At 39.9% G+C, this 13535-nt stretch carries 13 protein-coding genes; 1 reads left to right on the top strand and 12 read right to left on the bottom strand.

Annotation, left to right across the window (positions count from 1 at the left end; translation table 11 throughout):
* Window positions 1–81: 81 nt before the first annotated feature.
* Window positions 82–762, top strand: a complete 681-nt coding sequence (gene plsY / locus HWQ39_RS13235) for a glycerol-3-phosphate 1-O-acyltransferase PlsY (protein ID WP_292845258.1) — start codon at window positions 82–84, stop codon at window positions 760–762.
* 83 nt (window positions 763–845) lie between these two features.
* On the opposite strand, the gene HWQ39_RS13230 is transcribed toward plsY, so the two are convergent.
* The 12 genes from HWQ39_RS13230 to HWQ39_RS13175 all read right to left on the bottom strand — a co-directional run bounded on the left by HWQ39_RS13230 (window position 846) and on the right by HWQ39_RS13175 (window position 13254).
* A complete protein-coding gene (locus tag HWQ39_RS13230) occupies window positions 846–1103 on the bottom strand; it encodes a hypothetical protein (protein ID WP_292845255.1) in 258 nt (85 codons plus the stop codon).
* Between the two features lie 63 nt (window positions 1104–1166).
* Entirely contained in the window at window positions 1167–1406 is a 240-nt protein-coding gene (locus HWQ39_RS13225; protein WP_292845252.1) for a hypothetical protein, read from the bottom strand.
* 317 nt (window positions 1407–1723) lie between these two features.
* Entirely contained in the window at window positions 1724–2290 is a 567-nt protein-coding gene (locus HWQ39_RS13220) for a hypothetical protein (RefSeq protein WP_292845249.1), read from the bottom strand.
* A 37-nt stretch (window positions 2291–2327) separates the two neighbouring features.
* Entirely contained in the window at window positions 2328–3923 is a 1596-nt protein-coding gene (locus tag HWQ39_RS13215; protein ID WP_292845246.1) for a TrbI/VirB10 family protein, read from the bottom strand.
* Between the two features lie 9 nt (window positions 3924–3932).
* Window positions 3933–4625 carry a hypothetical protein gene (locus HWQ39_RS13210; protein WP_292845243.1) on the bottom strand — a complete coding sequence of 231 codons (693 nt, stop codon included), beginning with the start codon at window positions 4623–4625 and terminating at the stop codon, window positions 3933–3935.
* Between the two features lie 50 nt (window positions 4626–4675).
* Entirely contained in the window at window positions 4676–5500 is an 825-nt protein-coding gene (locus HWQ39_RS13205; protein ID WP_292845240.1) for a hypothetical protein, read from the bottom strand.
* A 91-nt stretch (window positions 5501–5591) separates the two neighbouring features.
* Window positions 5592–6641 carry a hypothetical protein gene (locus tag HWQ39_RS13200; RefSeq protein ID WP_292845238.1) on the bottom strand — a complete coding sequence of 350 codons (1050 nt, stop codon included), beginning with the start codon at window positions 6639–6641 and terminating at the stop codon, window positions 5592–5594.
* Between the two features lie 131 nt (window positions 6642–6772).
* Window positions 6773–7600: a hypothetical protein gene (locus HWQ39_RS13195; RefSeq protein WP_292845236.1), complete on the bottom strand. Its 828-nt coding sequence runs from the start codon at window positions 7598–7600 to the stop codon at window positions 6773–6775.
* A 53-nt stretch (window positions 7601–7653) separates the two neighbouring features.
* Window positions 7654–10401 (bottom strand): hypothetical protein, encoded by a 2748-nt coding sequence (locus HWQ39_RS13190; RefSeq protein WP_292845234.1) that lies wholly within the window; start codon window positions 10399–10401, stop codon window positions 7654–7656.
* A complete protein-coding gene (locus HWQ39_RS13185; protein ID WP_292845232.1) occupies window positions 10355–10726 on the bottom strand; it encodes a hypothetical protein in 372 nt (123 codons plus the stop codon). Before HWQ39_RS13185 ends, HWQ39_RS13190 begins: the two co-directional genes overlap by 47 nt.
* A 14-nt stretch (window positions 10727–10740) precedes the next feature.
* Complete coding sequence (locus HWQ39_RS13180) at window positions 10741–11361, bottom strand: hypothetical protein (protein ID WP_292845230.1); 621 nt, start codon at window positions 11359–11361, stop codon at window positions 10741–10743.
* A 702-nt stretch (window positions 11362–12063) separates the two neighbouring features.
* Window positions 12064–13254, bottom strand: a complete 1191-nt coding sequence (locus HWQ39_RS13175) for a choice-of-anchor tandem repeat GloVer-containing protein (protein ID WP_292845228.1) — start codon at window positions 13252–13254, stop codon at window positions 12064–12066.
* Window positions 13255–13535: the final 281 nt, after the last annotated feature.

Below are 13535 nucleotides of genomic sequence, written 5' to 3'. Positions count from 1 at the left end.
ATATTACTCTTGACTTTTTTGAATTTTGTTAGCGCAGCGTCAGCGAGTCTTCGAGCGTCATTTTGAATTTTGAATTGTATTATGACAATTTGGTTAACTCTGTGCGGGGCAATTGTAGTCATAGCTTACTTGCTGGGTTCTTTTCCCACTGGCTATATTGCTGTGAAGCAGTTAAAGGGTATTGATATTCGAGAAATTGGTTCAGGTTCTACTGGCGCAACTAATGTACTAAGAACGTTGGGGAAAGGGCCAGGAGCATTGGTTTTAGTACTTGATTCCTTAAAGGGAGTATTAGCGATCGCTCTAGTTTACTGGTTGTTCAACTTTGCCTCTAATCAAAATTTTATCCCTCCAACGGTAGATGCACAACTATGGCAACCGTGGGTTGTAACTTTAACTGGGTTAGCTGCCATCTTGGGACATAGTAAATCAATTTTTTTAGGCTTTACCGGTGGTAAATCCGTTGCTATCAGCTTAGGGATTTTGTTGGCAATGACTTGGCAGGTAGGTTTAGCAACAGCGGGTGTGTTTGCCCTGATTGTGGCGATATCGCGGATTGTCTCTTTGAGTTCAATTGTAGGTGCGATCGCAGTTTCCATTTTCATGCTACTTTTACATCAACCCTTACCCTATATTCTGTTTGGGATTGCTGGTGGATTGTATGTGATTTTACGCCATCGCACTAATATCGAGCGACTGCTAACAGGAACAGAACCAAAAATTGGGCAAACTGTAGCGACAGAACCCGAACAAACTGCATGATAGATCAGCAAAAGCCAAACTCCCTCTGTGAAACGGGGTTGGGGGAGAAGTTCTTCCACAATTACTGCATTGCTGTTTTGGGCTTATGGACGAACGTTACCTTTAATTAAACGGTGGAAAAGACGGCACGGCCACAAAAAAGCTCCACAAATGCTTACTGAGGCGATCGCTACCACAACTCTCCAAATCGAATTAGGCTCAGTAGAAGATTCTGAAGAATTAGCTTGTGTACTTTTAGCGAGTTCTGGCATTGAATGAGATAGCTGACTGGCTGTACTCACCCCTTCAATCGCTGCTCCAATTAGATAAGCTACTAGGGCAATTACTAGCCAGTGATTCATAATATTGCACTGTTTGAACTCTGAGCGTATGCTTGGCAATGACCAATCATTTGATTTATCGTACTAATGATTGCCGCCTTGCCCTAAAGATAATCTGCCTTCAGCCGTATCGCGAATTAGGGGCAGTTTAGATTTGATGTAAGTGTTGAGAGTCGTATCTGCCTGGGCATCAAGTCCTTGTTTCGCTTTTAACTGCTGGAGGAGCAATTGTATTAAAGCAGCATCATCAAAGTGGAGCAAGGTGCTGACTTGGGTAGACTCGATTACAGCCCAAAGCTGTTGCATCATTTTAGCAGTTACCATGAAGCCTGTAACCTCTTAAGCTTTTCTTTATATTTACACGAATTTTGAATTTGTGGTTAGTTTTTATCTGAAGATTTATAAAGATGTGCTTGGAAAAGCTTGATTAAACAGGTAGGCATAATTAAATATACAGCAGAAGTCAGAATGGGCTATGCCCCCTGCGCTAAGGGACTTCCAAGAAATAAATTAGCCAATCTTGTGGGCTGGGCGTCTCGCCCGCCCAGCCCACAGGAACTAGTTGAGTATTTTTTTTGAGAGTCCCTAACAAGGAGTCAGAAGTAAAACAGGCTTTATATCAAGTTTTGAGACGAACTATTTTATTGTGAAACTCTCGCACAAGCTCCTTCTTGACCAGAAGGATCGGGGAAAATTGCTAAAGTATGATATTCAGGACTATCTGTTTTATATATTACTTTAAAAGTATACAACTTGTTTTTACCTTGGGCTTCGGTAATAACTGTTAAAAGTGTATTACTAGTGTTAGGAAGTCCAGGAATATTCAGTTTTTGAATTCGTCTGAGTTGGATTACATTCGCGGCTGAGTTTTTACAATCTCCTGAACTTGTATTAGGTTTTAGACCAAACTGCATACATACCGGGCCATCAAAATCCATAGTTACCTGTGATGGATCGTTTAACCAAACTTTTTTAATTACTTCTCCAGCCGGAATAAAGCTTAAGTTTGTGCCTTGCTCATACCAAACGTTGATTGTCGGGATTAATCCTCCTAAACCTTGCGCTTGGCAAGAAAAGATAGAACGCAAAACGGCATTATTAGCTACAGCACGACCTACTAATAAGAACATAGCAACCGAGAAAATTAAGGAAGCTATAGGTAGGAAATAATAATGGGTATTTCCTGGCAGTTTAGTATTCTTTTTCATAGTTGCAAATATCTAAAATTGGTATAAATCCTACCTCTTAAAACTGGGTTACTTGATTAACGTATACTTCAACATTTGTGCCTGCTGGCAAAAACCAAATGTTAGTTTGCTGTGACATTTGAGCGATCGCCTGTTGATTACGTTGAGCAATTTGGGGTACTACAGAGTTCAAACCACCTTCTACAACTCCGGCTGCAAGGTTGCGTCTGTTCTTAGTGACAGTTGTAATTTGGCTGGCGCTGCTGGTGGAGCCGTCGGCGTTGGTAACTGTTGAAATAAGTGGTTGGAGTTCAGTATCACTACGATTGATTAACTCTGCCGCTTTCCCAACGCCTCCCAAAACAAATAGTCCTAGATCCATTGATGCGATAGACGAGCTTTGACTAGGAAATTTATTGGCTACTAAAGGTTTACCTTGGGTAGCACGAAGAATAATTGCATTGTTGGTTAAGCTTCGTTCTATAGGGTTGCCACCACTTTGCGAAATAACTTTCACTACGTTCATCTGCAAAAGACCTTGTTCGGAGAGGGAACTAATTTCAGCTAGAAATTCGGTGTTTGCAGGTAAAGCGGGAGAACCATCGGTAGATTTGAGCGGTTCTTGCAATCGGATCACAAATACGTTTTTTCCTTCGCCTGTTTCACCACCACCTGACTTATTAGAAGTTTCCCCAAATATCGCTGTCGCTAACACAGCTTTGGCACTAGTCCCGACTGCTACAGATTTCTGTCCCTGGGGTTGCGCTTGACTAACCATAGGAGCTTGCGGTTCTGGAGTTTGCTCAGGATTGGGGTTTTGTGTCTGTGGCTGCGTATTATTCTGTGGTTGGGCATTATTTACAGGTTCCAAAGTAGCTATATTACTAGTAGGTTGATTGCTAGCATTTACTTGGCCATAGCTACCTAATTTTGCTAACCTTGCCCACTCTTCAAATGGGCTTGGTGGAGATGGTGGAGTTATATTAACTACCGGTTGAGTGTTTGGTCTGACAACTGGTAGTTGGGCTGATGTGAAAGGTTGAGAAGGAGTTACACGAACGATACGCTCAGTTACCGTCGGAGGTACATAAGCTGTTGGTGGGGGTGTTGGAATCACTTTTTGTCTAACTGACGGTTGTTGCAAGACTACTGTCGGCATTGATTTGGCAATTCTCAGCTGTTGTTGGGCAGCTTTCACCATCTGTGCTTGTTCAGTCAGGGCTAATTTTGTTTTGAGAGTATCTACTTCAGCTTCTAGCTGTTGAGATTTAGATTCAGTAATGGGTTGCTCTTGCACTGGTGCTGAAACAACATTTTTGGGCTTTTGACTGCTGGTACTCATCAATTTAGACAAAAACAGACCACCCAACAAAACGATCGCTAAGGTAGCAGCGCCTACCAAGCCTAATTTTGCAAAGGGATTCGATGAGAGTGGTTGCTTAGTCTGAACTTCTTGTGGTTGAGAAACCGACTCTGGCGGCGTTGCCGAGTCTTCTGAACCTTGGGTAGCGGTAGAAGATTCTTCTTCAAAGCCGACTAACCTTGACATCCGTGATTCCCAATCTAAAGATTCTACTTCTGGTTGGCGATCGTCGGTGCTGAGAGTAAATCCATTTTGGGGAGGAGTTTCCGCAGGAATTGAGTATCGAGTCATAAGTAGAGCTTAGTTGGGATTTCCAGAACAATTTTTATCTTGGATTTCACAGACATTATAAATTTCTAGTCTGGCTTCACCAAGGCGGTAAGCTGCGAAGTGCAATGGTAGTGGTGCATTTGGTAGTGAAGTTGCTGGTTCATCTATGGCTCTAACTAAAATTTGTTTATTAAAAGAAACTGATTTTCCCAACTTATCATAACTACTAAAAATTAATTGATTGGCAAACATTTCTACTTTCCATTTTCCATTACCTATTGCTGTAGGTTGAGAAATTTTTTGGATGACTAATACATTCTCCGCGCCTCTATTAACATTTTCAAATTGGCTATCTGGATTTAAATTAGTAATTTCTGACTTAAATTTTTGTTTAAAATTATCAGCTACCAGTTGAGAGCTAATTTCCCAGACTTGTGTTGGTGGTTGTTGCTGTGACCAGGTGAGCATTAAGCTCATAGTTTCACCCACAAACCGCCGAATAGCCTCCGGCTGTCGCTCTAAATTTGGTTGGGGGTCTACGGTTATGGTGCGACCATCAACAAGCTGCACTAAACTTTGAGGTGTAAGTTGCCGTCCTAACTGTTGTAACATAGACCCATGAAATATTAGTAACAGCAAAGTGAATAGATGTAAACCAAGAGTTCCTACTGCCAACAGTGGCAAGGGGCTATTTTTCTTATTTTCTGGTTTGAGTAATTGCATTAATAATTGATTATATAAATTGAACGATCAGCCTGTGAATTAGAAATCTCTCATCTTATAAAGCTATCAGATGTTTGTCCACTGCTGCATTGATTGGATTTATCTCCGTTCGGGTTGTTGTAGCTATCTAGCAAACATAAGTTACGAATTTCATAAATTTCTAGTCTATCTGCGCGGACACTATAAATTGCTTTTTGTAAGTCGGTGCTACTGTCAGTTTGGGGATTAGCAAAATAATCTGTTGCGCGTACAAGGAAATCTTTATTAAAAGGAGTTATGAGTTTTGCACCACCAACTCGGTTTTTTTGAATTAAGTCGGCTACCATCCCCACTTGCCACTTACCTGGTGCAATTTCTTTTGGCGGATAAACCCGCTTAATAACTAATTGTGATGTCATTGCTTGGCTAGGATTTTCAGAGAAGACTTCTGGCGGTGTCATTTCTGCAACTGTGCTTAAAAAACCTTTGCGAAAGTCTTCTGAGAAGGCGAAACTAGATACCCAACTGCTGGTACTAATTTTTTGGCTACCACCTTGAGGTGTGTTAATCAGTATTCCTAAATCTGATTTGGGATTTGCAACTTCTTCAATAGTTTGTGGTGGTAAGGTTCCAGACCAGCTAAACATTGATATCATCGTTTTGCTGACAAATCGACGAATGGCTTCTGGTTCTCTTGCTAAATCATCAATATTAGCTACTGGTTTACCGTCGATTAATTGCACAAAGTTGGGAGATTTTCTCAGACTGAGTTGGCGAATATTTAACCCTTGTAATAAGAATAAAAATAAAACTAATATATGTAAACTAAAGGTAGCGATCGCAAAAATTGTTAAAGCATTTCCCGTTGTTTGTCTTTTCTCTAGTAAACGCACCATTTACTCACCTCCTTCTACAAAAAACTTCAGCTTATTATATATAGTCAGCATTTACAGCACTTGCCAAAATTTATTTTTAATTTTTAATTCCCTATATTCTCTCTTTTACTAAAGAAGCCGTATTGCTGATAGCGCTAAAGACTGCAAAACCGCCAGCAGCAGCCACAAGTAAAGATAAAATCGGTGCTAAAATTCCCAGAAAAATTATGAACCACATTAAATCTGGATCAACATTAGCATTTTGACCCGGGCCATTGACAATAACTGCGGCAGTTAGCACAGCAATAATATTGAACGAAATCTTGGCAATTCCAATCGATAAAAATCCAGTCAGCCATGCAAAAATTGGTTTTCCAGCAACAGGCAGCAAAGAACCACCTACAGCTATTGGACCTAAAGCTGCTATTAGCAACATACTAGCTTCTATCAAATTCTGGAAGGCATATTGTAAGGAAACTAAAAAGTTTTTGATACTCGTTTGGACTGTCGAACCTAACAAAGAATTAAAAGAGGTTTCTGATACAAGACCAGTGCCATAGCGAATATTATCTACCTTGTTTTGTAATCTAATTATCCAGCTTTTATTACCATAAGTATTTCGATATTTCTGCCAGAGAATGTTGATTTTTTCGGCAGCTTTGACAAAGCATTGACTTTGTTGTTCGCCAGTCAGCGATTGACAAGGACGTAGTAAGGAACCAGCTACTTCTTCAGCAACACTCATATTCAGTGCTTGCTGGTATATTTTATCTGCATCTGCTGATACCACCACTTGCTGATTCACAGTGTTTAAAAAATTTCGCACTCCCAGCGTCAGATTAGCAAGTATACTTCCATTGCCGGAATTACTTAAGAGAATTACCACAATAAAAGGCCAAATCAAAGCTGATATGGGGCGTGTATATTCGTAGGATATTAAGTCTTTGAGGAATTGTATCATAAAAAATAACAGGGTTCCTACTGCGAAAAAAATACCCAGATTTGTCAGCGCTCCATACAAGTTATTACTGGTGTTATTTTGTAATAAATCCAGCCATTGTTTATCCCAACCTTCGGCAATACTTTGGGAAGTTGCAGTCCCATTATCGATAATTTGATCAATGCCTACTTGGGAAAAAATTAGTTGAATAGCAAGTTGCATTTTGAATTTATGGGCTGTTTTCTTAAATTTTGCAGGTTGGGTTAAGTTACTAACACACTCTACTAAACTGTTTTTTAGATATTTTGTTAGTTTTTCATAATTTCAAGGATTTTAAAAAATCTCTTAAAATCCTACTTATTAACTTTTCTGCCAAACAAATCTAGTTGAGAAGTCGCTCGTAAAAGTCGCGCCGCTTCTGTAGATGTTTCTACTCTTCGAGCGCGATTTGCTTCTTCAGACTGTTGAGAAATGTTTGCTAAATTTAAATTAGAGTATTGCAAGGACTGATTATTTTGTAATGTCTGAGCAAATGTTTCAGCAACGATTTTTGATTGTTCTTTTTGGATTTTAATGGTTTCTTGATTGGTAGATAACAATGCTAATATCCCTTGACCTAGCAAGTTGTCGGCAATACTTATCGCCGGACTCTTTGCATCAATCACAAGACTTTCTAATTTAGTCTTAAAGCTATTTATCTTGTTATTAGCATCGTTGAATCCTGCAACATCTTGTAGACTCTTCTCTGTATTTTCTAACTTCGCTTTTGCCCGAATTTGGCCATTTTGACCGAGAATACCTACCGCTACTCCACGGGTAATTACACGGTTTAGTTCATTACTAACTAAATTTCCCCGCACTGCAGAATTATTCTCAAAGCGACTTGAACGAGAGTCAGAACTAGAAGAGTAGAGAATCAAATCATCACGAACCTTTTGTCCTGCCGCGACGGGGTTAGGTATATTCAAATCTCCCTTGGAATTACTCAGAGCATTTTGACTTTGTACTTCTACAGGTTTTAAATTGTCGCTCAGATTATATTGAAGATAGTTTTGTAAATCTGTGGAATATGATTGAAAATCAGTCCAAACTTGACCTAATGCACCCGTCTGAATTTGTGCCATTGCTGGTAGTATTGCCAGGGATAACAAGGTAAAAGTAAAAATGATAGTTTTTTGCATACATCTGTGCCTGAAAAAGGTAGACGACATTGTTAAGTGCTTACATAACCCAATTAACTACTACGCAGAGTCGCCACTAACTGACGTGCAAAAGCAGAAATTGCTTCATATTTATCGCTGTGAAGTTGCATCATTTGGCTACGTGCAGTTTGTTCATAAGGGTTATTAGCAACTGCTGCTAATTGTTCGTAACCTGGATAGTAACGGCAGAATGTATAACTACCGTTATCATCTAATAGCCATTGACTATAAACGCCTTCTTTGCGGGGAAAAAAGCTTTCTGAAGCATTACGAGAAATAACTTGGCGGGGATATTTCAAGATGTCTGCAAAACTATCTACTGCAACCGGCTGAATGCGTCCAATTAATCTTGTTGTCAAGTTTTGCAAAATTTTAGATGCAGCTTTAGATTTGGCGATCGTATCAGGATCTTGTCCTGATAAGATGACTCTGATACCGGCTTTAGCACCGTTCGCACAAATTCTGCCAACTAAGTCAGAAATTTGCTCAAATTCAAACAGAATTGGTGCTTCGTCGATAAAGAATATAGAAGCTGGACTACTTAATGCACGTCGTAGTGCGGCTGAATAGGCACTCAAGGATAGTACAGCTGCATCTTCACTATCTGATAAGTTTCTAAGCGCAAAAACTAAAAGTTGTGCATCGGTAGGAAAGCTAGATGGTGCAGAAATGGCTTGTCCGACGCGGCTAGAAAGCCAAAACCGTAAGCGCAACTGAATTTGACTGAGAGCGTCTTCTACTCTGCCAGTTAAAGAACTTAGTTGCAAGTGTTCGGGTGAACAGAAAAAGAGAAAATCTTTTAAAGTGGGGGTTTTTTGCCAAGCAAGAGTGCCGAATCCAGCCACCATCGCTTGTTTATATCGCTCTTTGATGCCTTCATCTCTAAAGAAGGCTTCTAAAGCGAGGTTGAGTAGCGATCGCACGGTTTGCGATAAAATTTGACTTTCAGTGGATGATCCTAAAACCATTGTCATTAACGCTGATTCTAGGAAGGCGGTATAATCGTTAAAGCGATCGCGCTGTTGTTCTGCTTCTAGCGATCGCAAATCTGGTTGTTCAAATAAGTTATTCGATTGTTTGGAGATATCAAAATAGGCTCCATTTCCCTCCATAAACTCTGTGTAGTCAGTGAAAGTAGATGTTCCATCAGGTTTCGGGAAATCTAACGCCACAACCGGAATCCCATGTGCCAAAGCTTGAGTTAAAATCCCTGACACCAATACAGATTTACCAGCACGAGTTGTCGCAAACAAAGCTAAATTTTTGTGTTGATTAAATAAATCTAAATGTACGGGTGTTCCGCCTTCTTCTGCAATCAACTCAAAACCTTGTCTGTCACCTTTTTTAGTTAAAACCAAAGGCATTAATCCGGGAACTTCACTGGTTAAATATAGCTGGCGACGGTTGAAGGGTGTTGCTAACAAACCTTCCCAAACTATTGGTAGAGTTTGCAGCCAAATTTTCCAAGCATACTCAGTTTCTCTAATTACCTTAGCTGGACGTTGAAAACAGTTTTCAATATATCTTGTCGCCTCATCTAATTTTTCGACAGTTGGACGATGTACTAAAATGGCAATACTCGTATAAATCGGGACTGCACCTTCAAATAATTGTTCTTGCGCGGCTACCGATTTCTTCAACTTTAATTGAGCATTTACATCAATAGTTTTACTTTTTTCTTGAGCCAGAATTGTTGTCATGTTTGACTGCTTTAGCACTCTTTGCAGAGTCGTTTTTACTAATGCTGGATTTGCAGCAGTCAACTCACAAAATATTTCTGTATCTACTACTGTTTCTCTGGCTAACAGTTCCCATAAATAGCGCAGTTGAGCCGATTTACTTACCCAACCGCCGGGTTTTTCGAGAAATGACAGTGCGCCAATATAACGATTGTTAACATTAACCCAGCGGCGATCGGCACAAGGTACACTAGATTCCATCAGCAAGGTTGTGCCGTGGATATTGTCTAGAAGTAATTTAGTACTAGCTAAATCAGAATTAACTTGCTCATGTAGTCCCTGCTCATCTAAAGTCATTAACTGGGGAATCTCTATTGGCTGCGTATCATTAAACCTTTTCCAGATATCTCCCCAGAGTTCATCAGCAGTCAAAGGCTTGACATCCAATCCCATTTTGTTAGATAAGATTTGTTCCCAGCGAAGAAAACCCTGGTTGTAAGCATTGGTAATTAGGGTTTCAATGCGTTGATTTTCTACTTCTGAGAGATCCCCTTTAAATTTCAACCACCATGATTCAGCTTTGACTAAAAGCTTTTCTATCCAATCATCTGCATGTTGTGAGTTAGATTCAATGGTGTAAGTAACATAAATCCGCAAAAATTTGGGTTTACGAATCCCAGAAATAGTCAGTTCTTTAACTCTAGCTCTCTCTGCCATCAACAAATATTTGATGTCTCGTGATGGCGAATTTCTAATTAATGTTGCTAATTCTTTTTGCCGTTCTTTATCTGAACTAAAAGAACCCAAGTGCAGCGTCATCCGTTCACCGCTAGGAATGTCTTTTAATCCAGCTTCAATGTTATTAAAAAGTGTATCAATTTGTTCAGGTCTTAAGGTAGTATGGATTCCCTTACAATCAAAACCAAAAACAAAGCAAAACCGATCTTTTTGAGTGCCTTTTGTCAAAAGGTAAGCACCAATATCACGTCCATTAATTGCGACACGCAGCATTGTCGCCAAGTGCAAAGCATCTTCAAATGGTGTTAATCTACTTTCATTTCCGGCGACGCTGACGCTTTGTTTTCCGATTTTTTGCTTCATGGTTAACTTCCAATAAGCTTTGATAACGAGCAAAGCCTCTTGTCCAAGCGGGAACACCGATAAATTTACTTAAAAAACTCCAACTCCTACCACCAGTTAATATCCACCAAGTTCCTACTCCCCAACCAGTCATTAGTACTGTCCACAACCATTTTTGAAACTCTTCTTGGAAAAGACCTCCAAAAATTCCATTGATAATAAAATAGGAGGTTAGGGCAATTACTGTCCAAGGAAGAATTTGATCGGCAGGAATTGGCCCTAATGAAGGTTGGCTTCCCAGAACTTGATTGACTGGACGAAATTCTTGTTCCCGCTCTTGAGACATTTGAAATATCTGAATTATTTACTGCTATCGCCAATTACAAAGCGTGTGAGTACATCAGCAATGGTAACAGCAACAACCACTAATAGGGGAGTTCTGGCGATGCTTTGCCAATCTTCATCTTTACGCACTGCATTGATCACACCAACTAGGGAGATTGCAATATAAAGTAAGTAAATTGCCCGCAACACATTAAATATCAAACTAACTGCTGTGTCACTACCACCAGCATTGGTTGCTGAACCATCTTGTAAGGTTTTTTTGAAAAACTTTTCAGCTTCCCCAAAAAACTGTGCTTGTGCGGGGGCTGCAAAACAGTCTAACCAATATAAACTCAGAACGATCGCTGCTGCTAAAATTTGTAATAATATTAGCGATCGCCTTGGTAAATTCACTTGCTGTCCAATTTGCTGGGTAATGACTGCAATTAAACTACCAACAAGTAAGCAAAAGAGCAGAATAGGACTTTTTAGGCTGATAACGCTAACGAATACAGCACAAGCAATCAAAAAAGGTACAGATTCAACCAGAACAGTCAGACAAGATTTAAATGCCAGTCTAAACTTGTGAGATTCTTTCGCCGCACTACCAGTTAAAGCTTTGAAAAAGTTTCTCTCGTGAGAACTTTGTCTAAACATTTGCTAATTTTCCTATAGTGTACTATAATTGCTCTTTATTTTCAAATTTTACAGCTACTACAATTTAACATGCTTTAACATGATTGTTAATCAAATTACGAACTTGTAGTAAAGTTCTATATTCTACATCAGTATTATGAAGTTAAGTTAACATAATATTAAGATTTATCTAAAACTAAATATCTCTGATTTGAGAAGCTAGGTTGCAAACCTCAAGCTTGACCTTCTAGAATCCTGCTCGGCTTTAAGAATTTTCTCAATATTCTCATACAGATAGCCTTAATAAACCAACTTCAAAGCCTTAACTTTCCTTACCTCACGAGTATTTGAGTGAGCGGAGTGGAAATATCCTGTAGTTTAGCGTAAACGCACAGTGGCGATCTAGTACAGTCTCAAAGGCTTCTTTGATGAGCAACTTGTGTTCGCGCAGCCCCGTAACGAGTACAGATAAAATTAGACCGATTCTTCTTCAAAGACGCTACGCAAACAGACATGAGAAAAGAGATGCATATTTTCGAGCATCGAGTGCCACAAGAAATAATGCATCCTTACTTTAATCCCCAGAGAACTTGTCAAGAAATATCGCTCTCTATAAAGTGGATATTTGTGAATATGCTCAAGGAGACTTTAATTGTTGTCGAAAAATGGTGAATGTTCAAATTTACGTTCTACCATTTTTTGGCACGGAGATTAGATTTGGAACTAAATTACAAACTTAAACACAGTTCCTAAATTAGAAGTACCGCCAAAAGAGGCGGTACCGTAAAAGGCACCATTCGATAGCTGAATTAGCGTTGACTCTGGCGTTGCCCCATTAGTGCCATTAAAACTAGTTAAGCCAGTGATGGTTGCGCCAGTCAGCTGATAGATAGCTCCTTTGTTATTTGCCCCACCAGTAGAAGCTGTGCCATAGAAATTACCATTGCTTGCTTTGATGAGTGCAGCTGTTGGGTTAGCCCCATTAGTACCATTAAAACTAGCAACTAAAACAGGTGTACCGCCACCAATTGGAACTTTAAAAATAGCTCCCTTATTGTTGGCTCCACCTAGTTTAGCTGTGCCGTAGAGAAATCCGGTAGATTCAATTAATCCAGACTGCGGACTTGCCCCATTGGCGCCACTAAAGCTATATGAAGTTAGTATTCCTGCGGGAGTTAACTTGAATACAACTCCTTTAGCACTTGCTCCACCAGCAGAAGCACTGCCATAGTAGTTTCCATCAGTAGCCAGTTGCAATCTTGCCAATGGAGTTGCTCCATTAGTGCCACTGAAGCTTCTAATGATGGTGAGTGCGCCGGTAGTGGGCGAAACCTTGAATATAGTTCCTTTATTACTAGCTCCACCTGTAGAGCTTGTTCCCCATAAATTGCCATCAGCACCCGTAATCAGTCGGCCTGCTGGATTAGCCCCATTCGCACCTGTAAAATTCACAAGAGTTGTTAGGGTTGTAAAAGCTGTTTTTGCCAACTTAAACACAGTACCGAGGTTACTTGTACCACCTGTAAAGGTTGCCCCATATAAATTACCATCGGCTGCTTGGAATAATCTAGCAACTGGATTAGTCCCTTTGTTGATTCTAGATGTTCCGGTGAAGTTTATCAGTGTGGTTAGAGTAGTGTAAGCAGTAGGAGCTAACTTGAATGCAGTTCCTTTACCAGAAGTGCCACCAGCAGAAGTAGTTCCATAAAGGTTTGCATCAGTACCATTACCCTTAAGTACCCCTGCTCTTGGTGTAGCTCCATTAGTGCCATTGAAATTTACAACAGTAGTCAGTGTTGCAGCAAAGGCTTGTTGGAAAGGTAGAACTAATGAAGAAGTCAAAACAGTTAGGGAAGCTAAAATCAATACCCTATTTTTGCTCTGACGTTGTTTGTACAGATTAATTTTATTCATTGAGTACCTCAAAAAAATTGAGTGGAGACAAAATAGTAGCTAGTTCTAATTGATTTTGTGATGGGTACTACTCACGACTAATACCAATTTGAAAAATGATCTTTGTACATATAGGTTGGAAAGCCGCCATCGTCAAAAGATTTGCTCGGCTTCCACGCACAGCATTCCTTCTTCTTACTTTGTGAAAAGCAAGTGACGTTGCAAGTAACTTTTGAGGGATGAAACTCAACACCTGAAAATCTTCAGGCAAAATTTTCAGGTGTTGGGTTTAACTCCATAGC

This window comes from Nostoc sp. NMS8 (assembly GCF_017115045.1).
Taxonomy (GTDB): Bacteria; Cyanobacteriota; Cyanobacteriia; order Cyanobacteriales; family Nostocaceae; genus Nostoc.
This window is presented reverse-complemented; position numbering and strand designations above follow the sequence as displayed.